Genomic DNA, 24236 nt, shown 5'->3' on the forward strand with positions numbered 1-24236 from the left:
CCCCTCACGCCAGCAACGAGAACGCCCGCCCCGTCGGCAGCACCGGCACCGCGCTGTGCACCATCGAGAAATGGTCCATGCCGGGCACCACCACCGTCAGCACCGGACACTCCGCACGCGACGGCCCCCACTCGAACCACCACGCCCGCATGCCCTCGGCCTCCAGCACGTCGAGCAGCAACTCCACCTGACCGGCCACCGGCCGCTCCGGCACCACCTCCACCTCGCACGACGCCTCGAACCGCAACCGATCCAGCAACGGACCCGGATCCACCCGCGCGCACCGCTCCAGCAACGGCCACTCCCGCAAGCTCGCCAGCCGCGCCTGCAGCGTCAGATCCACCCCCAGCCCCATGTTGAACGCCGACTGCGCCAGCTCCGTCAACGCCCGCTCCACCGCGTAGGCGGCACTCAGCGACGCCCCGGAACCCAGCACCCCCGGATCACCGCCCGGCCGCGACGGCAACGCGCAGAACGCCGGCACCCCCAGATCCGAGGTGATCTCCACCACCAGGGGAGGAGCACCCAGCCGCTCACCCACCTCGTCGAACAACTGCCGCAGATCCGGCGGCAACCCCTCACGAGGTACGGCACGCAGCGGCGAACCGTCGTCGAGGTACCAGCGCAGCAGCGCGTGCGACAGGCAGTCGCGCTCGACCACCTCCAGCAGCGCGTGCAACACCGCCTCGTCACGGTCCAGCCCGGTCGCCGTCCCGTTGTCGTAGGCGTAACGCAGATACGGCGCATACACCTGCAGGTCGTCACCGGGCACCGGATGATCACGGCACGCGGGGGAGCGCGCGAAGGCGGGAAACCACACCTCCCCGGTGCCGCGCAGCGGCGAAAGCGGCAGGCAGGCCACGTTCACCTGCGCGAAGTCGTCGGCCAGGCGCGCCAGCATGCGCTCACCACGCAACGCCTCCTGCTCCACCACCCGCTTGATCGGCAGCACCCGCACCCGCGGATCCTCCGGCAGGCCCGCCTGCCCCCGATCGTGCAGCAGGTGCTGCCACGCCTCGAAGAGAGCGCTGGCCCGGCTCTGCCGCCCGGCGCCCTTGCCCAGCGACTCGGCCACCAGCTCGCCACGGCCGTCCAGCAGCGAACAGCGGTGCACGGGGTAACGCTCCGACCCGGAGGAGACGAACGTCGCCGTCAGCCCCGCATCGGCCAGCACCCGCTCGATGACCTCCAGCGCGGCATCGGTCGAGACCGCGCGCTCCCTTCGGGCGCGAACCCCCATCGCCTAGCGGGCGCCGGGCGCGTAGCGGACGGTGAAGGTCGCCTCGAGCAGCGTCTTCTCGCTCAGGGTCAGCGTGAAGTCGTCCTCCAGCAGCCGGCTGCCCGGCTTGGTCAGCAGACCGCCGTCGGAGTTGCTGTTGCCCATGCACGTGCTCCTTTCGAGGGGATGGACGATCTCCACCACAACATCAGTCACGACAAAGGTCAACATCTGGCCGTAATCTTCGCGGACCCCCTGAAAACGCATGCCAGGCGGCCAGCGCGCACACCCCCGCCACCGCCACCAGCAGCACCCGATAGTCGACCAGCGTCACCAGCAACGCCCCCGCCGCCACCGCCACCAGCTGCGCCCCGCCCGAAACCGCGTCGAACGCGGTGGCCACCCGGCCCACCACCTCCTCAGGGCTGCGCCGCTGCAACAACGTCGCCATCGCCACGCTCGTCAGCGTCACCCCGGCACCCGAGGCCGCCATCGTCGCCACCATCACCCCCTCGGCCGCCACCAGCCACAACGCGATCGCCACGCCGTACAGACCGACGCCCGCGCCGATCGCCGCCAGCTCGCCCCACCGGCCGATCGCCGACGCCGCGACCAGCCCGCCGCCGATCGCCCCCACCCCCATCGCCGCCGAGGTCACCGCCGCGAACTCCGGGCTGCGCCCCAGCGCCTCGATCACCGCGAAGATCAACGACTCGGTCGCCCCGCCCACGGCGAACATCACGCTCAGCGCCGTGCCCGCGCGCCGCAACTTCGGATCCAGCCGTAACAGGCGCACCCCGGCGCCGAACTCCTCCCGCCAGCTCGCCCCGCCCCTGACACCCCTGACCCGGCGGGCGTACGGCACCGCCGGCATCAGCGCGAACGCCAGCGCCGCCACCCCGAAGGTCACCATGTCGAAGACCACCACCGCGCCCAGCCCGAACGCGCTGTAGATCGCCACCCCCAGCAGCGGCCCGACCAGCCGCAGCCCCTGCCTGGTCGTCAGCAGCGAGGCGTTGGCCTGCGCCAGCAGCTCCTCGGGCAGCATCGCCTTCAGCAACCCGCCCAGCGCCGCGAACGTCACCGTGTAGGAGCACCCCATCGCCGCCGACACCGCGTACAGCAGCCAGAACGACTCGGCCGACACCGCCGCCAGCGGCAGCAGCGCCAACGCCGAGCACAGGCAGGTCACCACCAGCAGCCGCCGCCGGTCGACCCGGTCGATCAGCACCCCGAACAGCGGCGCGAACAGCAGCGGCAGGGAGAAGAAGAACAACGTCAGCCCGGCCGCGCTGTTGGAACCGGTCAGCTTCTTGGCCAGGATGGCCGGGATCAGCAGCAGCGAGGCGTCGCCCAGCAGGCTGACCGCCATCCCGAAGCAGACCAGCCTGAAGTCCTTGCGCCGAAGGACGGCCCGCATCAGGTGGGCCCGCGCACGAAGCAGCGGGCCCGGCCGAGGTTCCTCAGCGCCCCTCCCCCTAGTGGCGATTTTGTAGTCGAAACCTCACGGAAACACTACAAAGCGGACTGGTCAACCAGCCGGTCTTCTTTACTTTGTAGATTTCCCAGTACGGTCGGCAGCACCCCGCCGTGCGCCACCGCCAGCCTGCGCGTGGCCCTCGTCACCGCCACGTAGAGGTCTCTGGCCCCCTGCGGCTGCGCCAGGATGCCCTCCGGATCGACGACCACCACCGCGTCGAACTCCAGGCCCTTCGACTCGGTGACGGTCAGCACCACCACCGGGCCCTCCACCTCCCTGGCCTGCGGGAACAGCTCGGCCACCGCCTCGAAGGCCCCGTCGGAGACCACCACGCCGACCTGACCCTCGCCGATCGCCGCCGCCTCCTCGGCCACCAGATCCGGCAGCTGCTCCAGACCGCAGCGCACCGCCCGCGGCGCGTCGCCCCCGCTGCGCACCGACTCCGGCGGCTCCAGCGCCGGATCCACCAGATGCAGCACCTCACGCGCCACATCCATGATCTCCACCGGGGTGCGGTAGTTGACCAGCAGCCGCTCCTCGCGCCAGCGGCCCTCCAGATACGGGTCCAGCATCTGACCCCACGCCGAGGCGCCCGCCGCCGAACCGGTCTGCGCGATGTCGCCCACCACCGTCAGCGACTTGGCCGGCACCCGGCGCATCAGCGTGCGCCAGGCCATCGGCGACAACTCCTGCGCCTCGTCGACGATCACGTGACCGTAGGCCCACGAACGGTCGGCCATCGCCCGCGCCGCCGTGCTCAGCACCGCGCCGCCGCCGTCGTTGCGCTCGGCCAGCAAGTCGGCGCTCATCTCCTGATAACCCAGCTCCGCCACCCCCGACACCTCCATGACCTCGCGCGCGAACAGCTCACGCTCGGCCCGCTCGGCCTGCTCACGCCGCTCGGAGCGCTTGCGCGCCGAGTCGTCCTCGCCCAGCAGCTCCGCAGCCTCGTCGAGCAGCGGCACGTCGTCGATCGTCCACGGGAAGGCCGCCCAGTCGGCCTGGCGCCACCCCTCCGGGCCGCGACCGCCGGCCGAACCGGTGAAGGCACGATCCTGCGGCCAGCCGTCGGTGCCGCCCGCCTCGGGCACACGCAGCACATGCCACCAGCGCAACCCCTCCGGCGACAGGCGCTCCAGGGCCTCGGCGTCGCTCAGCAGCTCCCCGATCAGCTGCCCGGGGGTCAGTTCCGGCCACAACGCGTCGAGCGCCCGTCGCACCGGGGCCAGCTCCCACAGGTCACGCGCGTCGGCGGCCACGTCACGCTCACGCTGCTCGGGATCGTCGTCGGCCGGGGCCAGCTCCTCGGCCAGCTCGCGCTCGAACGCGGCGGCCTGCGCCTCCGACATGAAGTTCGTCAGCGCCGTCGCGTCGTCGAACTGCCGCGCCCGGTCGGCCGCCAGCTCGCGCAGCATCTCGGTGACGAACAGCTTGCGCGCCATGTTGTGCGCCAGCCGTACGGCACGCGCCCGCTCCCTGATACGCGCCACCACCTCGCGCGGCACCCGCAGCACCTCACCGTCGAGCACGACCTCCAGCCCATCGCCCTGCGGCAGCCGCTGGCGGTCGGCGACCGCCGCCTCCACCAGCCCGGCCATGAGCAGGTCGCCCTTGACCACCGCGACCTCCGGCGCGTCGTGCGCGACCGCCTTCACCCCCGGGAACAGCTCCCCGACCGTGGCCAGCACCACCTGGGTCTCCCCCAGCGACGGCAGCACCTGGCCGATGTAGCGCAGGAACATCGGGTTGGGCCCCACGACCAGCACGCCCCGCCGCTCCAGCGTGTCGCGGTGGGTGTAGAGAAGGTAGGCCGCCCGGTGCAGCGCCGCGACCGTCTTGCCGGTGCCGGGGCCGCCCTGCACGACCAGCGCGCCGGCCAGTCCCGCGCGGATCACCCGGTCCTGCTCGCTCTGGATCGTGGCCACCACGTCGCTCATGCGGCCCGTGCGGCCCTTGCGCAGCGCCGCCAGCAGCGCCGCCTCCCCCACCAGCGTGCGGCGGTCGCCGTCGCTCATCGCCTCCAGGTCGAACACCTCGTCGTCGAGCCCCACCACCGTGCGCTCGCGGGTGTGGATGTGGCGGCGGCGCACCACCCCGCCCGGATCGCTGGGGGTCGCCACGTAGAACGGCCGGGCCGCCGGCGCGCGCCAGTCGATGAGCACCGACTCGTGATCGTCGTCGCGCAGGCCGATGCGGCCCACGTAGGTGCTCTCGCCGTCGCCGAGATCGATGCATCCGAAGACCAGGCCGTTCTCGACCGCGTGCAGCTGCGCCAGGCGTCTGGCCTGCTCGGCGGCCATGGCCTCGCGCTCCACGCGCTCCCGGGCGATCGTCATCTCCGACCCGGCGGCGTAGGCGGACTTCAGCGCCTGCGAAGCCTTGTCGCGGGCCGCGTCGAGGCGGCCGTAGAGCATCGTCACTTTCGCCTGTTCGAGCTTGACAGCTTGACGGATCGCCATTCTGTGACTAGTCTCCTTCTTAGAGGTTTCGAGGCCTCTATTTCGCGTGCACGCGGGTATGGAAGCGTACCAGCTCCCCGCCGCATCGCCAAACCCGTTCTCCTCAGCACTCCCCCATCGCCGCGCGCACCTCGCCGACCGTCAGGGCAGGCGCCGGAAGCGCATGCGCTCCAGCCGAGCGAAGGCCGTCGAGCGCCAGGGCCAGGTGACGCCGCCACACACCCGGAGCCGTCGCGCGCGTGGCCCTGATCGTCGCCGCCACCCCCCACAGCACGAAGGCCAGGTCGGACAGCTCCACGTCGGCGCGCAGGCCGCCCTCACGCCGCGCCCGCTCCAGGAGCTCGCCCATCAGCGCGAACCCCCGATCCCCTTCCAGCGGCGCGGCGCGCGCGACCAGGTCGTTGTAGCCGAGATCGGCCGACTGCAGCTCGCACACCCCGGTCAGGAACGCGGCGAAGGCTTCCCAGGCGTCGTCCATGACCATTGCCCGCTCGGCCAGCTCAGCCACGGCGCGTACCCGGTCGGCGAACACCGCCTCCACCAGGGCCTGCCGGGCCGGGAAACGGTTGTAGAGCGTGCCGATGCTCACCCCCGCCTCGCGGGCGATCTCCTCCAGCGGCACCTCGAGCCCCCGGTCGGCGAACAGCCGCCGGGCCGCCTCCAGCAGGCGTTCGCGATTGTGCAAAGCGTCCTTGCGCATGACGGCCAGCCTAGCTAACTTGAGGTCACACTCAACTTGAGGAGACCCTCACCTTATGGCGCGCACCATCGTCATCACCGGCGGCACCAGCGGTATCGGCCTGGCCCTCGCCCGCCACCACAGCGAACGCGGCGACCACGTCGTGGCCGTCGGCAGCACCGAAGCGAGCGGTCGGCGGCTGCGCGCCCAGGCGCCACGGGCCCGATTCGTCCAGGCCGACCTCAGCTCGGTGGCCCGCACCCGGGAGCTGACACAACAGCTCGCGGCCGAACACCCCGCGATCGACGCGCTCGTGCTGGCCGCCTTCCGCTACAACCCCGCGCGAGTCCTGACCGCCGAGGGCTTCGAGCACACCTTCGCGCTCTACGTGCTCAACCGCTGGCTCATGGCCTCCGGGCTGCGCGACGCCCTCGACAAGGCCAACGCACCCGTGATCGTCAACCTGTGCGGCGTGGGACAGGGCGGGCGCATCCACTGGGACGACCTCCAGCTGGAACGCCGCTACCGGGCGCTCGACGCCACCCGGCAGGGCGCCAAGGCCGCCGAACTGCTCGGCGCCGGGTATCGCTCGGAACGGATCAGGTACGTGCTGCACAACCCGGTGTTCGTGGACACCACGCTGCACGAGCCGTTCCGGCAGCCCGTGCGGGGGCTCGTGCGCGTCGCGGCAGCGCTGTTCGCCCAGCCGGTCGGCCGGGCCGTACCGCCGATCGTCTCGCACCTCGACCGGCCACCGGCCGCGCCCCTCACCGCCTGGAGGAAGGGGCGACCGATCACGCTCGCGATCGACGCGCGGGAAGCGACACGCCTCGACGAGCGACTCCACGCCCTCACCTCTCCCACCCCGGCCTGACACCCCACCGCCACGCCCCACCCCGCCGCAGCGCCGGTGTGCCACGCCGCCCGGCGCCGCCCGACGCGCCCGACGCCGCGCCTCCACCTCCACGCCCCACCCGAGACCCCGCGCCACGCCTCCGCCTGCCCCGCCCGACCGCCTCCCACCCCCCGCCCGACCGCCTCCCACCCCCCGCCCGACCACCTCCCACCCCGTGATCGGCCGCACGATAGAGTCCCCCACCATGGCCGACTACCTGCACTCGCTGTTCGCCCTCGACGGGCGCACCGCCCTGGTCACCGGCGGCAGCTCCGGCATCGGCTACGCCATCGCCGAGGCTCTCGGCCGGGCTGGCGCCGAGGTGGTCCTGGTCGCCCGCCGCGAACCCCAGCTCGCCCAGGCGGCCGAGCAGCTCCGAGCGCTCGGCGTGCGAGCTCGCTGGATCAGCGGCGACCTCGGCGACAGCGGCGACGTCACCCGCGTGTGCGACACGGCGGGCACCGTCGACATCCTCGTCAACGACGCCGCCAACAACATCCGCAAGCCCATGCACGCCCTCACCGACGACGACTACGCCCAGACCATCGCCCTCAACGTCACCGCCCCCTACCGGCTCGGCCAGCACTTCGGCCCCCGGATGGCCGAGCGGGGATGGGGCCGCATCATCAACATCGGCTCCCAGCAGTCCATCAGCGCCTTCGGCGACAGCGGCGCCTACGGCGTCAGCAAGGCCGCCATCGCCGGGCTCACCCGCTCCCAGGCCGAGGCCTGGTCGAAGCAGGGAGTCCTGGTCAACACCCTCATGCCCGGCTTCGTCCTGACCCCGCTCACCGAGCCCGCCCAGGCCCAGCCGGGACGCGTCGAAGAGCTGGCCGCCCGCCACCTCGTCGGCCGCAACGGCCTGCCCGCCGACTTCGCCGGCGCCGCCGTCTTCCTCGCCTCCGACGCCTCGGCGTTCGTCACCGGCCAGATGCTCTTCGTCGACGGCGGCTTCTCCGTCCACTGAGGCACCCCACTAGCAAGTCCTCACCCTCGGCGCGAATCCCCTCGAAGGGCGCAGAGCCGTACACTGACTCCACTCGTGATCACGTGAAGGGCCGCCCCCATGACCACCGCCGCCTCCCGGCACGACCTCCGCCCGCAGCCGTGAAGGCCACGGCGCTGACCTTCCCGCGCGGGTTCGTCTGGGGCGCGGGCACCTCGGCCTACCAGATCGAGGGCGCCACCAAGGAGGACGGCCGCGGACCGTCGATCTGGGACGGCTTCGCCCCCGCCCACGGCGACACCGGCGAGGTGGCCTGCGACCACTACCACCGCTACCGCGAGGACGTCGCCCTCATGAAGGAGCTGGGCCTGGCGGCCTACCGCTTCTCGGTCGCATGGCCGCGCGTGCAGCCCGACGGGCGCGGCGCGCTCAACACCGGCGGGCTCGACTTCTACGACCGCCTCACCGACGAGCTGCTCGCCGCCGGCATCGCCCCCTACGTCACCCTCTACCACTGGGACCTGCCCAGGGCGCTCGAGGACGACGGCGGCTGGACCAGCCGCGACACCGCCTGGCGTTTCGCCGACTACGCGCGTGCCGTACACGACAGGCTCGGCGACCGCGTCGACACCTGGCTGACCGTCAACGAGCCGTTCGTCCAGGCCAGCCTCGGCTACGGCATCGGCCTGCACGCGCCGGGACGCGTCTCCCCCGCCGAGACCGTCTTCGCCGTCGGCCACCACATGCTGCTCGCCCACGGCCTGGGCGTGCAGGCGCTGCGCGCCGCCGGCGCCCGCCGCATCGGCATCCCGCTCAACCTCTCCCCCGTGCTCACCCCCGACCAGGTCGCCGACCCCTCGGCGACCCTGCCGGAGCCCGACGCCCGCGCCGTCGAGCAGGTCGACGCCGTGCTCAACCGGCAGTTCCTCGACGCGGTCCTGCGCGGCGGGTATCCGGCGGGCCTGCCCGACGCCCATGTACGGCCGGGCGACCTGGAGATCATCAGCGAGCCGATCGACGTGCTCGGCGTCAACTACTACGCCCCCACCATCGTGCGCGCCGAGCCTGGAGCGCCGCCCAACCCCGCCTACCCGGGCGTCGAGGGGGTGCGCTTCTCCGACTCGCACGTCACCGCCACCGCCATGGGCTGGCCGATCGTGCCCAACGGCCTGTCGCTGCTGCTGCGCCAGCTCGCCCGCCGCTACCCGGGCGTCGAGCTCGTCGTGGCCGAGAACGGCGCGGCCTTCTCCGACGTGGTCAGATCGGGCGCCGTCGCCGACGCCGACCGCACCGCCTTCCTCGACGAGCACCTGCGCGCCGTACGGCACGCCATCGCCGACGGGGTGCCCTGCAAGGGCTACTTCGTCTGGTCGCTGATGGACAACTTCGAGTGGGCCGAGGGCTACCGGCGCACCTTCGGCATCATCCACGTCGACTTCGACACCCAGCTGCGCACCGTCAAGGACAGCGGCCGCTGGTATCGCGAGGTCATCCGCCACAACGGGCTGCCGGTCAGCCGCCCCAAACGCCCCACCCTGGAGACGGTGGCGGCACGCGCGGGCGTCTCGCGCGCCACCGTCTCGCGCGTCGTCAACGGCGAGAACTCGGTCAGCCCCGAGATCCGCGAAGCGGTGCTGCACGCCGTCAACCAGCTCGACTACGTGCCCAACGCCGCCGCCCGCAACCTCGTCACCCAGCGCACCGAGACCGTCGCCCTGGTGGTGGCCACCTCGCCCGAACGCGACGAGACGGGCATCGGCACGCTCGTCATGACCGCCGGCCAGGCCATCCAGGCGGCCGGCAAACGCATCACGCTGCTGCTGGCCGACACCGAGCACAACCGCTCCGCCCTCGTCTCGCACGTCGAGTCTGGCCACGTCGACGGCGTTCTGCTGGCCCCGCACGACGGCGCCGACCCCCTCATCTCCCGGCTGTACGGCACGGCGGTGCCGATGGTGCTGCTGGGCAAGCCTGCCTTCTCGTCGCTGGTGCCGTGCGTCGACATCGACAACGCCGGCGGCGGCGCCCTGGCCACCCGGCACCTGATGGAGACGGGACGCACCCGGATCGCGATGGTGTGCGGGCCGATGGAGCAGGCGCGGGTGCGCGACCGGCTGGCCGGCTACCGGGAGGCGATGCGCGAGGCCGGGCTGCAGCCCTTCCTCACCGTCGGCGAGCACACGCAGCACTCGGGCGCCGAGGCCATGCGGCGGGTGCTCGACGACGACCCGGGCGTGCAGGCGGTGTTCGCCTCGTCGGACGTGATGGCCCTCGGAGTGTTGCGTGCCCTGCGGGAGGCGGGTCGTGACGACGTGGCCGTGGTCGGGTTCGGCGATGTGCAGGCGGCCGCCTACGCGGGGCTGAGCACGATCAGCGAGCGCGCGGGCGATCAGGCCCTCACGCTGGCGCGGCTGCTGCTGTCTCGGCTGGAGGGCCGTCCGGTGAGCTCGGCTCTGCTGTCGGCGCAGCTGATCGTGCGCGAATCGAGCCGCGCTTAGCGCCCAACCGACCGCCTTTACTTTGTAGATTACTTACGTCGCACCTGGCGCACGCCCTTGCCCTCGTGCCAGACGTCCATCACCAGCTCGTCACCCTGGACGCGGGTCCAGACGACCTCGGACAGATCGACGCGGAACAGGTGAGGCCCGTCGCCGGGCATCTCGAAGCGGGCCAGGGTCTCGGGGTCGGTGATCTCCTCCGCCCGCCCGCTCAGCTTGACGTCACCCGCCCAGTCGTCGGGTTTGTCCTGATCGGGATCGGGCGAGGTGACGTGCAGCGCCATGCGCGGATCGCGGCGCAGGTCGAGCGCCTTGACCGCGCCCGGCATCGACCCCATCCAGAGCTGACCCTCCTTGATCTCGGTCTCGGTGCCGCTGACACGCGGCGAGCCGTCCTTGCGCAAGGTGGCCATCACCTTGTGCTTGTGCGCGGCCATCAGCCCCCCGACGACGCCCGCGAGCTCCGGAGCCTGCTGTTCGAACTCAGCCCAAGAAGTCATGCCGCCATCCTTCACCACCCCACCGACAAAACCACGACGCCGCGTCAGGCCCGCAGATAGTCGTAGAGCGCCGCCGACCCCGCCAGGCGCAGGAGGCTGAGCCGGTGCAGGTCCTCGCCACGCCGGGCCAGCTCCCTGCGCAGCCGCTGCGGGCTGCCCGCGCTGTCGAGCTCGCGCATCACCGCCTCGACGGCCGGCAGCGGATAGTGCGCCCGCCGCAGCAGCGCGACCGCCTGCGCCTTGCGCACCTCGTGGGCGTCGTAGACGCGGTATCCGGTGACGCGGTCGCGCGAGGGGCGCAGCCACCCCATCGACTCCCACACACGCAGCGCCGACGCGCGCACCCCGACCAGCCCGGCCACCTCCCCCACCCGCATCACCCCAGCCGCTCCCACCCGGCCCGCCCCGGCCCGGCCCGCGCCCACCAGACCCGCGTCGGCCCGACCAGCTCCCGCCCGAGCCGTCTCCACCCGAGCCGAGGTGAGCCCGGCCAGCACCTCGGGCGCCCCCGCATCCGACCGCCCAGCCGGCGCGGCCAGCTCCTCGAAGGCCCCCAGCACCCGCGCCAGATCGGCCCGCTCCCGGCTCAGCTCCGCATGGCTGGCATCCACGAGCGCCAGCGCGTCCTCCAGCCGCCCGGCGTGCACGGCCCGCATGACCTCCCCCGTGCACTGCCACCCGTGCCCCGCCGCCATGCTCCGCACCGTCCGCAACGCGCGCTCGTGCTCGCCGGTGAAGACCCGGTACCCGTTGCCCGCCCGCTCCACGGGCGGCAGCAACCCCTGGTCGGCGTAGTTGCGCACCTGCTGCACGGAGACGCCCGCACGCCTGGCCAGCTCCGACACCCGCACCCTTTCGCCCCGATTGGCGACTTCTGCCTCCACTGATCCAGCCTAGCCCGCGTCCAAGGCGCCAAAAGTCTCACATAGGAGTTCAATGCCACGCTTGAAGGACAGCCCTGACCGAGGAGGAACTCCATGCCCCGCCTGCCGATCCGCGCCCTCGAGGTCACCCGTGTGCGCAGCCTGTCACCCGGCATGGCCCGCGTCACCTTCACCGCCGACGACCTGACCGGCCTGCCGCAGACCGGCCCCGACCAGCAGGTCAAGCTCTACTTCCCGCGCCCGGGCCAGGACGCCCCGACCCTGCCCGACCCCGACGGCGAGCTGATGAGCTGGTACGCCGCCTTCACCGCCATCCCCGAACCGCAACGACCGTGGATGCGCAGCTTCACCCTGCGCGCCCGCGGCCACGACACCGTCGACATCGACTTCGTCCTGCACGGATCCGACGGCCCCGCCTCCCGCTGGGCCATGCGGGCACGGCCCGGCGACCGGCTGGCCATGTTCGGCCCCTCGGCCGACTTCGCCCGCCCCGTCCCCCTCGACCGGGAGCTGGCCGAGTCCGACTGGGTGCTGCTCGCGGGCGACCTGAGCGCCCTGCCCGCCATCGGCACCCTGATGGAGGCCCTGCCGTACGGCAAGCGCGCCGAGGTGTTCGTCGAGGCCGGCGACCCGCGCGACCGGCAGGAGCCGCCCACCCGCGGCGCGGTCACCCTGCACTGGACCGACGGCGGCGCCCTCGTCGACACCGTCACCCGCGCCGAGCTCCCCGGCGGCCGGGTCTTCGCGTGGCTGGCCGGCGAGGCCTCCGCCGTCCGGCGGCTGCGCCGCCACCTGGTCTCCGAGCGCGGGATCGCCAAGTCGGCCGTCGACTTCTCCGGCTACTGGCGCCGCACCCTCACCCAGGACGACGCGCCCACCGGCGAGGACCTGGCCGACGCCCAGGACCTGCTCGCCCGCGCCCAGGAACTGCAGGCCCGCTCGTAGATCACCTGCGGCGGGTGAGGAGTTATCGTGGTCCCACAATGGTTAATGACGCTGTGAACGACCTCGACGCGACGCTGGCCGCCCTGGCCGACCCCACCCGCCGCAAGGTCATCGACCTGCTGCGCGAAGGCCCGCGCCCGGCGGGCGAACTGGCCGCCGCCGTCGACATGAGCGCGCCCGCGCTCAGCCGCCACCTGCGCGTCCTGCGCGCGGGCGGCCTGGTGGAGGCCGAGACCGGCAGCCAGGACGCCCGGCTGCGGCTCTACACCCTGCGCCCTGAACCCTTCGCCGCCCTGCAAGCGTGGCTCGACCAGGTCCAGGCCTTCTGGGCCGAGCAGCTCGGCTCGTTCAAGAACCACGTCGAGCGCACCCGATGAACGCGGTGCAGGCGCGGGTGACGGTCCCGATCGACGTGGCGACCGCCTTCACGGTGTTCACCGACGAGATCGACGCCTGGTACGTGCGCGGCCCGCACAGCTGGGTGGAACCCGCCAAGGCGGTCGGCATCCGCTTCGTCGACGGCTACCTGCGCGAGCTGCACGCCGACGGCGGCCACATCGAGGTCGGCAAGGTGATCGTGTGGGAGCCGCCCAGCCGGCTGGCCTGGGCCGACCTGCTCAACGACGGCTCCATGGAGATCGAGGTCACCTTCGCCGCCACCGGCGAGGGCACCGAGGTGACGCTGGAGCACCGCGGCCTCGACACGCTGCCGAGCGAGGTCGAGCGCCGCATCAGGCGCGGCTACTCGTGGAACATCGCGCTGCGCTGGTTCGCCGACGCCGTGCGCTAGCGCCTGCCGTACTTCTTGTGCACGGCCTGCTTGCTCACCTGCAGCGCGTCGGCGATCTGCGCCCAGGGCAGCCCGGCCACCCGCGCCCGCCGCACGTGCACGGCCTCGATGCGCTCCAGCTCCGCCCGCAGCGCCCGGGTGGCCTGCAGCGCCCGGAGCGGATCTTCGTCCTCGGTCTGCTGGACGAGCGCGGTCAGGTCGTTGCTCATGCGCTAAAGGTAGTCGAGAAGTGCCCTCACCGGGCCTCCACCACCAGGCGCACCCCCAGGCCGATCAGCACGATCCCCGAGACCTGCTCCAGCCTGCGGCGCACGGCCGGGCGGCCGAGGACGGCCTTGGCGCGGGCGACCGCCCAGATGACCAGGCCGTACCACACCGTGTCGACCACGACCCAGATGAGCGCCAGCGCCACCAGCGTCAGCGGCACGTTCTGCCCCTCGGGCACGAACTGCGGCAGGAACGACAGCGCGAACACCGCCGCCTTGGGGTTGGCCAGGCACGTGCCCAGCCCCATGAGGTACGGGCGGCGCCAGCCGGAGGCCACCTCGCCCTGAAGCTCGACGGCGGCGGCGGTGGCGCGGCGAGCCTGCCACAACGCCTGGGCGCCCATGACGAGCAGCACCACCGCGCCCGCGATGCGCATGATGTCGTAGGCCACCTGGGAGGCCAGCAGCAGCGCGGTCAGGCCGAAGGCGGCGGCCAGCGCCCACAGCAGGATGCCGGTCTCGTTGCCGAGCGTGGTGGCCAGCCCCGAGCCGCGTCCCGATCGGATGGTCTGGCGCATGATGATGGCCGTGCTGACGCCGGGCACCATGGCCACCAGCACGCACGCACCGATGAAGGCGAGCAGATACATGCACCCGATCCTGCCGGATCTACTGGTACATCTCCGCTAGTTTTCCGGCCTCCTCGGCCATCAGCGCGCGCAGCTCCGGGGGTCCCAGCACCTCGACCATGGCGCCGAGCCGCAGCAGCACCCAGCGCGCGTGCCTGATCGACTCGATGGGCAGGGTGAGGGTGCGCCAGCCGTCGGCGTCGGGCTCGCTCGCGGCGGCCAGGGCCCGGTGGCCGACCTCCTCGCCGACGGTGTAGCGGAACAGCCCGTCGAGGTCGGGGGCGAGCCTGATCAGCGCCTCCGCGGTGTACATCTTCTGCAGGAACTCGGCGGCGTAGGCCTGCCAGAAGGCGGCCAGGTCGAAGCCGGCGGGCCGTTCGAAGGTGCGCTCCAGCCGTTCGATCTTCAGGATGCGCGAGACCCGGTAGGTGCGCGGCGAGCTGCCCGGGGGCGCGGCCACCAGGTACCAGGAGCCGCCCTTGAGGACGAGCCCGTACGGGTCGATCTCGCGCTCGACCTCCTGCTGGCCCCACCGGCGGTAGATCATGCGCAGCGCCCGCTCCTCCCACAGCGCCTCCGACACCTCGCCCAGGTGCGGGACGTCGTCGGCGCCGCGATACCAGCCGGGCACGTCCATGTGGAAACGTTCGCGCATGCGGGCGGCGTGGGAGCGCGGCTCGGGCGGCAGGGCGGCCAGGAGTTTCAGTTCGGCGTTGGCCGCGAGCCGTCCCAGCCCGAGTTCGGCGGCGGGGCCGGGCAGCGCGGCCAGGAACAGGCCGGAGGCCTCCTCGGCGGTCAGGCCGTTGAGGCGGGTGCGGAAGCCGTCGAGCAGCTGGTAGCCGCCGGCCGGTCCGCGGTCGGCGTAGACGGGGATGCCGGCCGCCGACAGCGCGTCGACGTCGCGGTAGACGGTGCGCACCGACACTTCGAGCTGCTCGGCCAGCTCCGGTGCGGTCATCCGGCCCCGCGTCTGCAACAGCAGCAGGAGGGAGAGCAGGCGGCTGGCTCGCATGAGGTCCATTGTATTTCACACACCGATGATGTTTGTATGAACACATGGAGCGTTTGCTAGCCATCTTGAACACCTTGCGATCCCACGACAGCGTCTCGGTCGCCGAGCTGGCCGCCGAGCACGATGTCTCGGAGATGACGATCCGCCGCGACCTGGACGAGCTGGCCCGCCAGGGCGTGGTGCGCCGCGTGCGCGGCGGCGCGCTGTCGCTGCTGCTGCGCGGCGAGGAGCCGCCGTTCGGCGTGCGCGAGATGGAGGCGGTCGAGGCCAAACGCCGCATCGCCGCCGAGGTCGCCGCACTGATCGCCGACGGGGAGGCCGTCGTGCTCGACGGCGGCACCACCTGCCTGGAGGTCGCCCGCGCCCTCGCCGGGCGGCGGGTGACGGTGATGCCGCTGGCGCTGCAGGCCGTGGGCGTGCTGGCCGGCGCCGAGCGGGTGCGGCTCGTGCTCCCGGGCGGCCAGGTACGGCCCGGCGAGCTCAACGTCACCGGCCCCCTGGCCGAGAGCTCGATCAGGGGGTGCCGCTTCGACACCGCGGTGATCGGCTGCTGCGGGTTGTCGGCCCGTGACGGGCTCACCGCCCACGACCTGCCCGAGGTGGCGGTCAAGCAGGCGGCGATGGCCTCGGCGCGCCGCACGGTCGCCGTGTGCGATTCGGGCAAGTTCTCGCGTGCCTCGTTCGGCTCGGTGTGCGGGCTGTCCGGCCTCGACGTGGTGGTCACCGACGAGGGCGCGCCCCAGGAGGAGCTCGACGCCCTGGTCGCGGCCGGAGTGGCGGTGCGCAGAGTATGAGCGTCTTATCCCGCGAGAGCACCCGCGGCCAGGTGGCCGCCGTCTGCCTGCTGTTCTTGGCCGGGGGCCTGGCGATGGGCGCGTGGACCTCACGCATCCCCGCGATCAAGCACGCCCTGGCCCTGTCGGACCTGCAGCTCAGCGTCGGCCTGCTGGCCATGGCCGCGGGCGGCATGGCGGGCATGCAGGCGACCGGCCCCCTCATCGACCGGCTCGGCAGCCACCGCCTCATGATCCCCTCGGCTCTGGCGCTCGGCCCCGCCCTGCTCGCCCCCTCCCTGGCCGGCGGCCTGCCCATGCTGGTCCTCACGCTGTTCGCCTTCGGCGGCTGCTACGGCGTGCTCAACGTCTCCATGAACGCCAACGCCGTCGCGGTCGAGGCGCTGCGCGGCCGTCCGCTGCTGTCGAAGATGCACGCCGTGTTCAGCATCGGCGGATTCCTCGGCGCCGGATCGGGCGGTCTGCTTGCCGCCGCCGGCGTCACGGTCACCACGACGTTCCTGGCCGCCGGGTCCGTCGTCACCGCGGCGGCGGCCCTGACCGCCCGAGCGGCCCTGCGCACGCCGCCCGCGCCCCGCCGGCAGGGCGGTCCCGCGCCCAGGGGCGTGCTCCTGCTGGGCGTGCTGGCCTTCTGGTGCCTGGTGGGCGAGGGCGCGGCCACCGACTGGAGCTCGGTCTACCTGCACGACACGCTCGGCAGCGGGCCCGGCCTGGCCGCCGCCGGCTACGCCGCGTTCGCGGTGGCCATGACCGCCGGGCGCCTGGCCGGCGACCGGCTCGCCGTACGGCTGGGCCCCGTGCGGCTGGTGGCGGGCTGCGCCCTGCTGGCCGCCACCGGGCTGGGTACGGCCCTGCTGGCCGGTCACCCGGCGGCGGCGGTGGCCGGTTTCGCCCTGTTCGGAGCGGGACTGTCGTGCACCGTGCCGCAGGTCTTCTCCGCCGCCGGGCACCGCGACCCCGCCTTCGCCGGCCGGGCCCTGGCCAGGGTGGTGAGCATCGGCTACCTGGGCTTCCTGGCCGGACCGGTGATCATCGGCGCGATCGCCGAGGTCACCGGCCTGGCCGTGGCGCTGGCCGTACCGGTGGCCGGAAGCCTCGTCGTGGCACTCGCGGCCCCCGCACTGAGGCGGTGACCCGCGCTCAAAAGCTGACCCGCGCTCAGGAGGTGACCGTGAGCAGCCTCTCCAGGGCCGCCAGGTTCGGCAAGTGCGTCAGCAGATGCCGCATGTTGCGCTCGGCGAACCGCAGGTCCTCGCCGATGGACGCCTCCAGCGCCACCCACACCTGCCCGGAGACGTAGTTGTCGAGACTCGTCACCGCCCCCCGGAAGTCGCCGAGCTGTAGCGTTCTGGCGGGGCCGTACCCCTCCACCAGCGCGCGGGCCCCGGCGGCGTTGACGCCGCCGTCGGGGTCGACGCACCAGTTCATCAGCGCCTCGGCCAGCTCCCACGCGGGTGGCTGGCCGCCCGCGTGCTCCCACCCGGTGACCACCAGCCGCCCGTCGCGGCCGTGCCGGGCGTTGCCGGGCCCGAGGCTGTTGTGGGTCAGCACGACCACCTCGGGGGCGGGCTCACCGGCGCCGACCGTCTCCAGCTCGGTCAGGACGGCGACCGCCTTGTCCAGTTCGTCCGACCAGGGCGCGTGCCGGGAGCGCGCCTCGGCGGCCAGGCCCGGCCAGCTCTGACACCGATGACGGTGCAGGTGCCAGGGGCTGACGCGGTCGACCGGCAGTCTCAGCCCGTGCAGGATCGCGAGGATCTCGCCCACCTGACGGCACGCGGCGGCCCCGACCGGCGCCGACAGCGGGGGCCCCGAGTGCGGCCACTCGCACACCCGCCACGAGTGCCCGCCGACCTCCTCGACGAGTGCGCCGGAGCGGCCGCGCACCGGGACGGGCAGCGCCACGCCCCTGTCCAGAGCCGCCTCCTGCAGCGCGACCTCGGTCTCCGCGTCGACGATGGCGTGCCAGGTGTCCATCGTCCGTACGGCCCAGCGGCCCCGCCCGGTGCGCAGCGACCAGCGGCGTCCGCTCTCGTCGGGCCTGGCCAGCGACCGCATGGGCTCGATCACCTCGCCGAGGCCGAAGCGTTCGGCCAGGTCGCGGGCGAGCCGGGGGTCGGCCGTCTCGGCGGTGTCGCGGCGGCGGTCGACCTCCGCCTTCAGCTCGGGCCAGGACGCGAAGCCGTACTGCCCGGCGAGGGAGGCCTGCGCCCGGGCCAGGGTGGTGCCGGGCTCGCTGTCGCGCAGGCCCGACAGGAGGTCCTTGGCCTGACGGCGCAGGTGGTCGAGGTTGGGGTTGTCGGGGAGCGTCTTCATGGGAGCACCTCAGCTCGTCGCCCGGGCTCGCGCGGGCCGGACAGAGCAGGGGCGTGCGTCGCTCAGCCGAGAACATGGACGGGGGTGACTTCGAGCCTTCCGGCGAGCCGCGGCGCGCTCCCCGGCGCGCTGATCCTCACGATAACCGCGCCCGCCGCACCCCTGTCAACCTCCGTGCCGGTTCATCCCCACTGCTGCCAGGCGAGGCGGGCCACCATCGCCACCACGACGCACAGAAGCACGACGCGCACGAACCCGGTGCCCTTGCGCAGCGCCATGCGCGCCCCGAGCTGCGCGCCGCCGATGTTGCACAACGCCATGCCGAGGCCCAGCGCCCACAGGATGTGCCCCTGCCAGGCGAAGACCGCCAGCGCCCCCAGGTTCGTCCCGGTGTTGATGATCTTCGAGGTGGCCGAGGCGGCGACGAAGTCGAGCCCGAGAATCGTGGTGAAGGCGATGATCAGGAACGTGCCCGTGCCCGGCCCGATGACGCCGTCGTAGAAGGCGATCACCACGCCGGTGACGACGATCGCGGCGAACGAACGCCGCGCGGTGCGCAGGTGCGGCTGCGGCACCGCCCCCATCGCCGGGCGGAAGGTGACGAACGCGGCCACGGCCAGCAGCACCACCATCACCAGGGGCCGGAGCACCTCGGCGCTGACCGCGCTCGCCGCCAGCGCGCCCAGCCCGGCGGCGAGGACCGCCGTCGCGCCGGCCGGCACGGCCACCCGGCGGTCGATCTTCGTGGTGAGCGCGTAGGTCACCGCGGCCGAGGCCGTGCCGAAGACCGACGAGAGCTTGTTGGTGGCCATCGCCTGGACCGGCCCGACCCCTGCCACCAGCAGGGCGGGCAGCTGCAGGAGCCCGCCACCGCCCACGACGGCGTCGACCCATCCCGCTCCGGCCGCAGCCACCAGCAGCAACAGGATCTGCTCAAGCGACAGCGACACGCCACTCCCCCGACCCACGGCAAAGAAACCGCAATGAGGGTATAAGGCCACCCGAATCCCACAAAAACGTGGGGCCCGCCACGCCGGAGCGAGGCAGGCCCCACAGGGTCCTACAGGGTCCTCCAGGGCTGAACCGATCAGCTGTAGAAGAGCTTCGAGCCGCGGCTCACGGTCGTGCCGCGCTCACCCCAGTAGGTGCGCACGGTCGCCCGGTAGTAGGTGTCCTCGTAGGCGGTGGCCAGGCTCCGGCAGGTGGAGCCGGAGTGGCCGTAGTAGTTGTTGTTGTCACGGAAGGTGAACGACGGGCCGCCACCGTTGACCGGCGTGACCGTCACCTCGACCCAACGCGCACCCTCCGAGTTGTACGCCTGGGCACAGATGGAGTCGGTGCCGTCGTTGTAGCTGACGGTGCCGTCGCCGACGTTCCACGAGAACGAGGCGGCCGAGGCGGGAGAGGCCAGCAGCATGGTCGCCGCCGCCACGCCGATGCCCGCCACGGCCGTCTTGATCAGGGTCTTCATCACAGCATTCCCTCCGCAGGAACGGATCTCGGTGCCCGTTCGCAGCACTGATCTTGAACCGCGGAGCCGCTCTGACTGAAGACTTTGCGCCCAGTGTTCGCGATCTTGTCATGCTCGCGTCAGAAGGTGAACGCCGCGTGAACCTCAGGAGGCCGCCGCCCGTGCCAGGCTGCGTTTGCGGCTGGCGTAGACGTCGTCGATCACGCCGAAGGAGCGCGCCTCCTCGGCGGTCAGGATGCGGTCACGGGTCAGCTCCTTGCGGATGTCGGCGGCCGGCCGCTCGGTGTGCCGGGCCAGCAACTGCTCCTGCAGGTCGCGCATGCGCAGGATCTCGCGCGCGGCGATCTCCATGTCGCTCGACTGGCCGAAACCGCCCTGGGTGTGCGGCTCGTGCAGCAGGATGCGGGCGTGCGGGAGCGCGGCGCGCTTGCCGGGCGTGCCCGCGGCCAGCAGCACGGCCGCGGCCGAGGCGGCCTGACCGATGCAGACGGTGTGGATCTCGGGCCGGACGAACTGCATGGTGTCGTAGATGGCCGTCATCGCCGTGAACTCCCCGCCGGGGGAGTTGATGTAGAGATTGATGTCGGCGTCGGGATCGATCGACTCCAGCGTGAGCAACTGCGCCATCACGTCGTTGGCCGAGGTCTCGTCGATCGGGACCCCGAGGAAGATCACCCGGTCTTCGAAGAGCTTGGTGTAGGGCGTCATCTCCTTGACGCCGTAGGAGGTGCGCTCGGTGAAGGACGGCACCACGTAACGGGAGTTCATCGCGGCGTCACCCCCGCCGTGACGTCCTTGGCGCTGCGCACGACGTGGTCGACGAAGCCGTACTCCAGAGCCTCCTGGGCGGTGAACCAGCGGTCGCGGTCGGAGTCTTCCTGGATGCGCGACAACGGCTGCCCGGTGTGCCCGGCGATCAGCTCGGCCATCAGCCGCTTGGTGTAGAGCAGGCTCTCGGCCTGGATCTGGATGTCGGTGGCGGTGCCCCTGATGCCGCCCAGCGGCTGGTGCATCACGATGCGGGCGTGCGGCAGCGCGTAACGCTTGCCGGGCGTGCCCGCGGACAACAGGAACTGCCCCATCGAAGCCGCGAAACCCATGGCGACCGTCGCCACGTCGCACGGGATGAACTGCATCATGTCGTAGAGCGCCATCCCGGCGTGCACGGCGCCGCCCGGTGAATTGATGTAAAGCGTGATGTCGCGGTCGGGATCGGCCGCCGCCAGCAAAAGCAACTCGCCGCACAGCCGATTGCAGATGTCGTCGTCGACCTCCTGGCCGAGAACGACGATGCGCTCCTTGAGCAGCCGCTGACCGAGCTGCTCAGGCCAGGCGGCGGTAGGGGTCCCGGACATAATCCGATCCTTTCTCTCGAATTACCTCGACCCTACAGACGGCATTCGAAATGGAAATGCAATTTCGCCGTGCGCGCATTTCTCTAAAAGCACAATATGCCCAGAGTGAATTTCGCTCGACATATGATGGTGAGCGTGAGATGGGGCGAACTGGGCAGGCGCTGGATCTGCCTGATCTTCGGCGGGGCCGTGCTGATGCCGTACATGATGGCCGGCGAGGTGATCACGGCCCTGTACGGCATCGGCGAGGCCGGCAGCCCGCTGCTGGCCGTCCAGCCGCTGGTCTTCCTGGCCGTGCTGCCCCTGGTCTTCGTCACCGGCCTCGTCCTGCCGGTGCGCGCCCTGGCCGCGCCACCCGCCCAGGCGCTGCTCGGCGCCGACATCGCCCCCGTGCCGCGCGGGCAGCGCCGCACCTGGGACGAACGGCGGCGCAGCGCCACCTGGTTCACCGCCCACCTGGGCATCGGCGGCGTGGCCAGCGGCATGACGCTGGCCGTCGTCCCGTTCACGCTGTGGACGCTCGCGGTGCCGTTCGCCGGCGACCGCTGGCGCATGTTCGACCGCCCGATCGGGCCCGGCTGGCACCTGGCCTGGCTGCCCGTGGCCGGCCTGGCCGCCCTGGCGGCGCTCGTGGCGGTCGCCTGGCTGGCCGGAGGGCTGCTGGCCCGCTTCGCCCCCGCCCTGCTCGGGCCCTCGCCCACCGAGCGGCTCAAGGCCGCGGAAGAGCAGACGCGTGTCCTGGCCGAACGCAACCGGCTCGCCGGCGACCTGCACGACTCGGTCGGCCACGCCCTCAGCGTGGTCACCATCCAGTCGGCCGCCGCCGCGCGCATCCTGGACCGCGACCCCGGCGCCGCGCGGCAGTCGCTGGCCGCCATCGAACAGGCCGCCCGCCAGGCGCTGGAGGAGCTCGACCACGTGCTCGGCGTGCTGCGCGCCGACGACACCCGCACCACCCAGCCGCAGCCCGACCTCACCCACCTGCCCGGCCTCATAGCCGGGTCCGGCGCCCGCGTCGAGGCCGACCTCGGCGACCTGACGCACGTGCCCGCCCTGGTCAGCCGCGAGGCCTACCGCATCGTGCAGGAATCGCTCACCAACGCCCTCAAGCACGGCACCGGCCCCGTACGGCTCGCGGCCGCCGTCCACGACGACCACCTCGACCTGCAGGTGAGCAACCCCATCGGCCGCCGCCGCGCGCCCGGCGGCGGACGCGGCCTGCGGGGCATCACCGAGCGCGTCCACCTGCTGCGCGGCAGCGTCGAGGCAGGACCGCACGAGGGCGGCTGGCAGGTCCGGGTCAGCCTGCCGCTACGGTCGACGCCATGACGCTCAAGGTAGTGATCGCCGACGACGAGGACCTCATCAGGACCGGCCTGCGCGTCATCCTCGACTCCGAGCCCGGCCTGACGGTCGTCGGCGAGGCCGCCGACGGCGCCGAGGTCATCGGCGTCGTGCGCCGCGAACGGCCCGACGTCGTCCTCATGGACGTGCGCATGCCCGGCGTCGACGGCATCCAGGCCACCGCCCGGCTGGTCGCCATGGACCGGCCGCCGAAGGTGCTCGTGGTCACCACCTTCGAGAACGACGACTACGTCTACGAGGCGCTGCGCGCGGGGGCCAGCGGCTTCCTGCTCAAGCGCACCAGGCCCGACGACCTCGTGCAGGCGGTGCGCGTGGTGGCGGCCGGCGAGACGCTGCTGTTCCCGGCGGCCATCCGCCGCCTGGCCGGCGCCCATACGGCCCGGCGGCCCGCCCTGACGGGCCTGACCGAACGGGAGGGGGAGGTGCTGCGGCTGGTGGCCAGAGGCCTGTCGAACGCCGAGATCGCCGCCGAGCTGGTCGTCAGCGGCGAGACGGTCAAGACCCACGTCGGCAACGTGCTCGCCAAACTGGGCGCCCGCGACCGCACCCAGGCCGTCATCGCCGCCTACGAGTCCGGCTTCGTCAGCCCCAGCTGAGCCGTGGCTCAGCCGGACTCTGGCGACGATCGCCCCGGTATGGAAGGCTCGGCCACCGTGACCCCTCCAGAAGGACCCGACGAGCGGGCGGCCACCCGGCATCAGCAGGCCGTCGAAGGGCTGCGCAGCCTGGGCAATCTGTGCCTGATCGCCGGCGTGGGCCTGCTGGCCGGAGCCTGGCTGGTCACCAAGGGCGACCCGCCCCTCGGCCTGATCATCGTGTGCTGCACCACGGCGCTGGTGGGAATGGGCTTCCGCATCGAGGCGGTCACCCGCGAGCGACGCTGAGCCGGCGCACCTCCGGGGTGAGGATCCGCGCCGCCGGGAGCACCGAGGCGGCCGCCGCCGACGACCCGCTCTGGGCGAGGTAGAGGTCCACCAGGTGCAGCCCCACCGCGTATCCCGCCATGTCGGGGATGCCGCGCGGCTCCCCGCCGAACCGCGTGATCGCCGAGTCCCCCAGCACGTACGCGGGCGTGTGCATCATGCCCTCCAGGTCGATGGCCGCCATCGTCAGCTCCAGCGCCCGGTCGAACCTCGCCCCGGTCACCATGCCCGACCACGGCCCCATCGCCTCCGGCCCCGACAGCTCACGCACGAACGCCTCCGCCAGCCCCTCGGCCACCAGGTGCTCGCCGACGGTCACCGTCACCGGGTTCCACTCCACGTTCATGTACCGCACCTGATGGTGGAACTCGTGCACCGCGCAGTGCTTGATGCGCTCGCGCACCCCAGGCCCCGGCCAGGCCAGCAGGTACAGCCACCCGGGCGAGGAGCCCATGCCGTAGTAGCCGCCCGAGGTGCGCATCAGGTGCTCGTCGTCCGGGTCGCCCAGGACGAACATCACCTGCAGCTCCTCCGGGTGTTTCACGCCGGGCACCACCGCCTTCAGGTGCTCCAGCGCCCGCCCGATCTCCTCCTCGATCTCGCCCGGCAGCCCCGCCAGGTCCTCGATCGCGGCCAGGTAGCGCGGGTCGTCGCGGTCGACGCGAAAGCCGCCGCCCTGGTGGTGGATGTCGACGTGGTCGCCCGGCATCGGGATCAGCTCCCTGATCGGGGCGAGCATCTCGCGCAGTGCCTGCGGCCGCTCCTCCAGCGGGCGCCGCAGCAGGTCCGCCGTCGCGGACAGGGTGTCGTGAATGATGAGCTTCATGGCGGAGACGCTAGGACCTCACGCCGCGTGAGGCTCAAGCGCTT

At 72.5% G+C, this 24236-nt stretch carries 27 protein-coding genes; 11 read left to right on the forward strand and 16 right to left on the reverse strand.

Annotation, left to right across the window (positions count from 1 at the left end):
- Window positions 1–4 precede the first annotated feature (4 nt).
- The 5 genes from ACIBH1_RS12700 to ACIBH1_RS12720 form a co-directional block, all read right to left on the reverse strand.
- Window positions 5–1240: a YcaO-like family protein gene (locus ACIBH1_RS12700; RefSeq protein WP_397313827.1), complete on the reverse strand. Its 1236-nt coding sequence runs from the start codon at window positions 1238–1240 to the stop codon at window positions 5–7.
- Between the two features lie 3 nt (window positions 1241–1243).
- Entirely contained in the window at window positions 1244–1384 is a 141-nt protein-coding gene (locus tag ACIBH1_RS12705) for a hypothetical protein (RefSeq protein ID WP_397313829.1), read from the reverse strand.
- Window positions 1385–1427: 43 nt separating this feature from the next.
- Complete coding sequence (locus ACIBH1_RS12710; protein ID WP_397313830.1) at window positions 1428–2639, reverse strand: MFS transporter; 1212 nt, start codon at window positions 2637–2639, stop codon at window positions 1428–1430.
- Between the two features lie 95 nt (window positions 2640–2734).
- The gene (locus tag ACIBH1_RS12715; protein WP_397313831.1) at window positions 2735–5158 is read right to left on the reverse strand and encodes a HelD family protein; all 2424 of its coding nucleotides are present in this window, start codon (window positions 5156–5158) and stop codon (window positions 2735–2737) included.
- 103 nt (window positions 5159–5261) lie between these two features.
- Window positions 5262–5858, reverse strand: coding sequence for a TetR/AcrR family transcriptional regulator (locus ACIBH1_RS12720; protein ID WP_397313832.1), 597 nt, complete (start codon window positions 5856–5858; stop codon window positions 5262–5264).
- A gap of 55 nt (window positions 5859–5913) precedes the next feature.
- On the opposite strand from ACIBH1_RS12720, the gene ACIBH1_RS12725 reads away from it, so the two are divergent.
- From ACIBH1_RS12725 to ACIBH1_RS12735, 3 genes are all read left to right on the forward strand, one after another.
- Window positions 5914–6711 (forward strand): SDR family NAD(P)-dependent oxidoreductase, encoded by a 798-nt coding sequence (locus tag ACIBH1_RS12725; protein WP_397313833.1) that lies wholly within the window; start codon window positions 5914–5916, stop codon window positions 6709–6711.
- Between the two features lie 226 nt (window positions 6712–6937).
- Window positions 6938–7699 carry an SDR family NAD(P)-dependent oxidoreductase gene (locus ACIBH1_RS12730; RefSeq protein ID WP_397313834.1) on the forward strand — a complete coding sequence of 254 codons (762 nt, stop codon included), beginning with the start codon at window positions 6938–6940 and terminating at the stop codon, window positions 7697–7699.
- A gap of 140 nt (window positions 7700–7839) precedes the next feature.
- Window positions 7840–10176 (forward strand): GH1 family beta-glucosidase, encoded by a 2337-nt coding sequence (locus ACIBH1_RS12735; protein ID WP_397313835.1) that lies wholly within the window; start codon window positions 7840–7842, stop codon window positions 10174–10176.
- Window positions 10177–10205: 29 nt separating this feature from the next.
- On the opposite strand, the gene ACIBH1_RS12740 is transcribed toward ACIBH1_RS12735, so the two are convergent.
- Complete coding sequence (locus ACIBH1_RS12740; protein WP_397313836.1) at window positions 10206–10676, reverse strand: pyridoxamine 5'-phosphate oxidase family protein; 471 nt, start codon at window positions 10674–10676, stop codon at window positions 10206–10208.
- A gap of 44 nt (window positions 10677–10720) precedes the next feature.
- The gene (locus ACIBH1_RS12745) at window positions 10721–11560 is read right to left on the reverse strand and encodes a MerR family transcriptional regulator (protein WP_397313837.1); all 840 of its coding nucleotides are present in this window, start codon (window positions 11558–11560) and stop codon (window positions 10721–10723) included.
- A gap of 93 nt (window positions 11561–11653) precedes the next feature.
- On the opposite strand from ACIBH1_RS12745, the gene ACIBH1_RS12750 reads away from it, so the two are divergent.
- From ACIBH1_RS12750 to ACIBH1_RS12760, 3 genes are read left to right on the forward strand one after another with little or no spacing between them, the layout of a single operon-like run.
- Window positions 11654–12505, forward strand: a complete 852-nt coding sequence (locus ACIBH1_RS12750) for a siderophore-interacting protein (RefSeq protein WP_397313838.1) — start codon at window positions 11654–11656, stop codon at window positions 12503–12505.
- Window positions 12506–12558: 53 nt separating this feature from the next.
- A complete protein-coding gene (locus ACIBH1_RS12755; RefSeq protein ID WP_397313839.1) occupies window positions 12559–12882 on the forward strand; it encodes an ArsR/SmtB family transcription factor in 324 nt (107 codons plus the stop codon).
- Window positions 12879–13295: an SRPBCC domain-containing protein gene (locus ACIBH1_RS12760; RefSeq protein WP_397313840.1), complete on the forward strand. Its 417-nt coding sequence runs from the start codon at window positions 12879–12881 to the stop codon at window positions 13293–13295. Before ACIBH1_RS12755 ends, ACIBH1_RS12760 begins: the two co-directional genes overlap by 4 nt.
- Here ACIBH1_RS12760 and ACIBH1_RS12765 read toward each other — a convergent pair.
- The 3 genes from ACIBH1_RS12765 to ACIBH1_RS12775 are packed head-to-tail and all read right to left on the reverse strand — an operon-like array spanning window position 13292 to window position 15142.
- Complete coding sequence (locus ACIBH1_RS12765) at window positions 13292–13504, reverse strand: hypothetical protein (protein WP_181609853.1); 213 nt, start codon at window positions 13502–13504, stop codon at window positions 13292–13294. The genes ACIBH1_RS12760 and ACIBH1_RS12765 overlap by 4 nt on opposite strands.
- Window positions 13505–13530: 26 nt before the next feature.
- A complete protein-coding gene (locus tag ACIBH1_RS12770; protein ID WP_397313841.1) occupies window positions 13531–14151 on the reverse strand; it encodes a LysE family translocator in 621 nt (206 codons plus the stop codon).
- 19 nt (window positions 14152–14170) lie between these two features.
- Window positions 14171–15142 (reverse strand): helix-turn-helix transcriptional regulator, encoded by a 972-nt coding sequence (locus ACIBH1_RS12775; protein WP_397313842.1) that lies wholly within the window; start codon window positions 15140–15142, stop codon window positions 14171–14173.
- 44 nt (window positions 15143–15186) lie between these two features.
- Here ACIBH1_RS12775 and ACIBH1_RS12780 point away from each other — a divergent pair, with 44 nt between their 5' ends.
- Together ACIBH1_RS12780 and ACIBH1_RS12785 are read left to right on the forward strand one after the other, a co-directional pair.
- The gene (locus ACIBH1_RS12780) at window positions 15187–15936 is read left to right on the forward strand and encodes a DeoR/GlpR family DNA-binding transcription regulator (protein ID WP_397313843.1); all 750 of its coding nucleotides are present in this window, start codon (window positions 15187–15189) and stop codon (window positions 15934–15936) included.
- Window positions 15933–17069 (forward strand): MFS transporter, encoded by a 1137-nt coding sequence (locus ACIBH1_RS12785; RefSeq protein WP_397313844.1) that lies wholly within the window; start codon window positions 15933–15935, stop codon window positions 17067–17069. The genes ACIBH1_RS12780 and ACIBH1_RS12785 overlap by 4 nt, the downstream gene beginning before the upstream one ends.
- A 25-nt stretch (window positions 17070–17094) precedes the next feature.
- Here the strand turns inward: ACIBH1_RS12785 and ACIBH1_RS12790 are convergent, their stop codons facing one another.
- The 5 genes from ACIBH1_RS12790 to ACIBH1_RS12810 all read right to left on the reverse strand — a co-directional run bounded on the left by ACIBH1_RS12790 (window position 17095) and on the right by ACIBH1_RS12810 (window position 21078).
- On the reverse strand, window positions 17095–18252 hold the full coding sequence (locus ACIBH1_RS12790) for a phosphotransferase (RefSeq protein ID WP_397313845.1): 1158 nt from the start codon (window positions 18250–18252) through the stop codon (window positions 17095–17097).
- Between the two features lie 182 nt (window positions 18253–18434).
- The gene (locus ACIBH1_RS12795) at window positions 18435–19196 is read right to left on the reverse strand and encodes a TSUP family transporter (RefSeq protein WP_397313942.1); all 762 of its coding nucleotides are present in this window, start codon (window positions 19194–19196) and stop codon (window positions 18435–18437) included.
- 143 nt (window positions 19197–19339) lie between these two features.
- A complete protein-coding gene (locus ACIBH1_RS12800; RefSeq protein ID WP_397313846.1) occupies window positions 19340–19723 on the reverse strand; it encodes a hypothetical protein in 384 nt (127 codons plus the stop codon).
- Between the two features lie 144 nt (window positions 19724–19867).
- Window positions 19868–20491, reverse strand: a complete 624-nt coding sequence (locus tag ACIBH1_RS12805) for an ATP-dependent Clp protease proteolytic subunit (RefSeq protein ID WP_397313847.1) — start codon at window positions 20489–20491, stop codon at window positions 19868–19870.
- Window positions 20488–21078 (reverse strand): ClpP family protease, encoded by a 591-nt coding sequence (locus ACIBH1_RS12810; RefSeq protein WP_397313848.1) that lies wholly within the window; start codon window positions 21076–21078, stop codon window positions 20488–20490. The genes ACIBH1_RS12805 and ACIBH1_RS12810 overlap by 4 nt, the downstream gene beginning before the upstream one ends.
- A 135-nt stretch (window positions 21079–21213) precedes the next feature.
- On the opposite strand from ACIBH1_RS12810, the gene ACIBH1_RS12815 reads away from it, so the two are divergent.
- The 3 genes from ACIBH1_RS12815 to ACIBH1_RS12825 are packed head-to-tail and all read left to right on the forward strand — an operon-like array spanning window position 21214 to window position 23327.
- Window positions 21214–22407 (forward strand): sensor histidine kinase, encoded by a 1194-nt coding sequence (locus ACIBH1_RS12815; protein ID WP_397313849.1) that lies wholly within the window; start codon window positions 21214–21216, stop codon window positions 22405–22407.
- Window positions 22404–23039 (forward strand): response regulator, encoded by a 636-nt coding sequence (locus tag ACIBH1_RS12820; protein WP_397313850.1) that lies wholly within the window; start codon window positions 22404–22406, stop codon window positions 23037–23039. The genes ACIBH1_RS12815 and ACIBH1_RS12820 overlap by 4 nt, the downstream gene beginning before the upstream one ends.
- A 57-nt stretch (window positions 23040–23096) precedes the next feature.
- Window positions 23097–23327, forward strand: coding sequence for a hypothetical protein (locus tag ACIBH1_RS12825; protein ID WP_397313851.1), 231 nt, complete (start codon window positions 23097–23099; stop codon window positions 23325–23327).
- On the opposite strand, the gene ACIBH1_RS12830 is transcribed toward ACIBH1_RS12825, so the two are convergent.
- Window positions 23308–24192 carry a DUF2268 domain-containing protein gene (locus ACIBH1_RS12830; RefSeq protein ID WP_397313852.1) on the reverse strand — a complete coding sequence of 295 codons (885 nt, stop codon included), beginning with the start codon at window positions 24190–24192 and terminating at the stop codon, window positions 23308–23310. The genes ACIBH1_RS12825 and ACIBH1_RS12830 overlap by 20 nt on opposite strands.
- Between the last annotated feature and the right edge of the window lie 44 nt (window positions 24193–24236).

It is taken from the genome of Nonomuraea sp. NPDC050663 (genome assembly GCF_044456985.1).
GTDB lineage: Bacteria > Actinomycetota > Actinomycetes > Streptosporangiales > Streptosporangiaceae > Nonomuraea.

Bases quoted from the DNA above. Each gene is read 5' to 3' on its own strand.
- ACIBH1_RS12725 (WP_397313833.1), top strand. From the start codon at position 5,914: ATGGCGCGCACCATCGTCATCACCGGCGGCACCAGCGGTATCGGCCTG.
- ACIBH1_RS12740 (WP_397313836.1), bottom strand. From the start codon at position 10,676: ATGACTTCTTGGGCTGAGTTCGAACAGCAGGCTCCGGAGCTCGCGGGC.
- ACIBH1_RS12830 (WP_397313852.1), bottom strand. From the start codon at position 24,192: ATGAAGCTCATCATTCACGACACCCTGTCCGCGACGGCGGACCTGCTG.
- ACIBH1_RS12710 (WP_397313830.1), bottom strand. From the start codon at position 2,639: ATGCGGGCCGTCCTTCGGCGCAAGGACTTCAGGCTGGTCTGCTTCGGG.
- ACIBH1_RS12820 (WP_397313850.1), top strand. From the start codon at position 22,404: ATGACGCTCAAGGTAGTGATCGCCGACGACGAGGACCTCATCAGGACC.
- ACIBH1_RS12715 (WP_397313831.1), bottom strand. From the start codon at position 5,158: ATGGCGATCCGTCAAGCTGTCAAGCTCGAACAGGCGAAAGTGACGATG.
- ACIBH1_RS12805 (WP_397313847.1), bottom strand. From the start codon at position 20,491: ATGAACTCCCGTTACGTGGTGCCGTCCTTCACCGAGCGCACCTCCTAC.
- ACIBH1_RS12705 (WP_397313829.1), bottom strand. From the start codon at position 1,384: ATGGGCAACAGCAACTCCGACGGCGGTCTGCTGACCAAGCCGGGCAGC.
- ACIBH1_RS12800 (WP_397313846.1), bottom strand. From the start codon at position 19,723: ATGAAGACCCTGATCAAGACGGCCGTGGCGGGCATCGGCGTGGCGGCG.
- ACIBH1_RS12720 (WP_397313832.1), bottom strand. From the start codon at position 5,858: ATGCGCAAGGACGCTTTGCACAATCGCGAACGCCTGCTGGAGGCGGCC.
- ACIBH1_RS12785 (WP_397313844.1), top strand. From the start codon at position 15,933: ATGAGCGTCTTATCCCGCGAGAGCACCCGCGGCCAGGTGGCCGCCGTC.
- ACIBH1_RS12765 (WP_181609853.1), bottom strand. From the start codon at position 13,504: ATGAGCAACGACCTGACCGCGCTCGTCCAGCAGACCGAGGACGAAGAT.
- ACIBH1_RS12750 (WP_397313838.1), top strand. From the start codon at position 11,654: ATGCCCCGCCTGCCGATCCGCGCCCTCGAGGTCACCCGTGTGCGCAGC.
- ACIBH1_RS12770 (WP_397313841.1), bottom strand. From the start codon at position 14,151: ATGTATCTGCTCGCCTTCATCGGTGCGTGCGTGCTGGTGGCCATGGTG.
- ACIBH1_RS12730 (WP_397313834.1), top strand. From the start codon at position 6,938: ATGGCCGACTACCTGCACTCGCTGTTCGCCCTCGACGGGCGCACCGCC.
- ACIBH1_RS12760 (WP_397313840.1), top strand. From the start codon at position 12,879: ATGAACGCGGTGCAGGCGCGGGTGACGGTCCCGATCGACGTGGCGACC.
- ACIBH1_RS12775 (WP_397313842.1), bottom strand. From the start codon at position 15,142: ATGCGAGCCAGCCGCCTGCTCTCCCTCCTGCTGCTGTTGCAGACGCGG.
- ACIBH1_RS12780 (WP_397313843.1), top strand. From the start codon at position 15,187: ATGGAGCGTTTGCTAGCCATCTTGAACACCTTGCGATCCCACGACAGC.
- ACIBH1_RS12790 (WP_397313845.1), bottom strand. From the start codon at position 18,252: ATGAAGACGCTCCCCGACAACCCCAACCTCGACCACCTGCGCCGTCAG.
- ACIBH1_RS12810 (WP_397313848.1), bottom strand. From the start codon at position 21,078: ATGTCCGGGACCCCTACCGCCGCCTGGCCTGAGCAGCTCGGTCAGCGG.
- ACIBH1_RS12700 (WP_397313827.1), bottom strand. From the start codon at position 1,240: ATGGGGGTTCGCGCCCGAAGGGAGCGCGCGGTCTCGACCGATGCCGCG.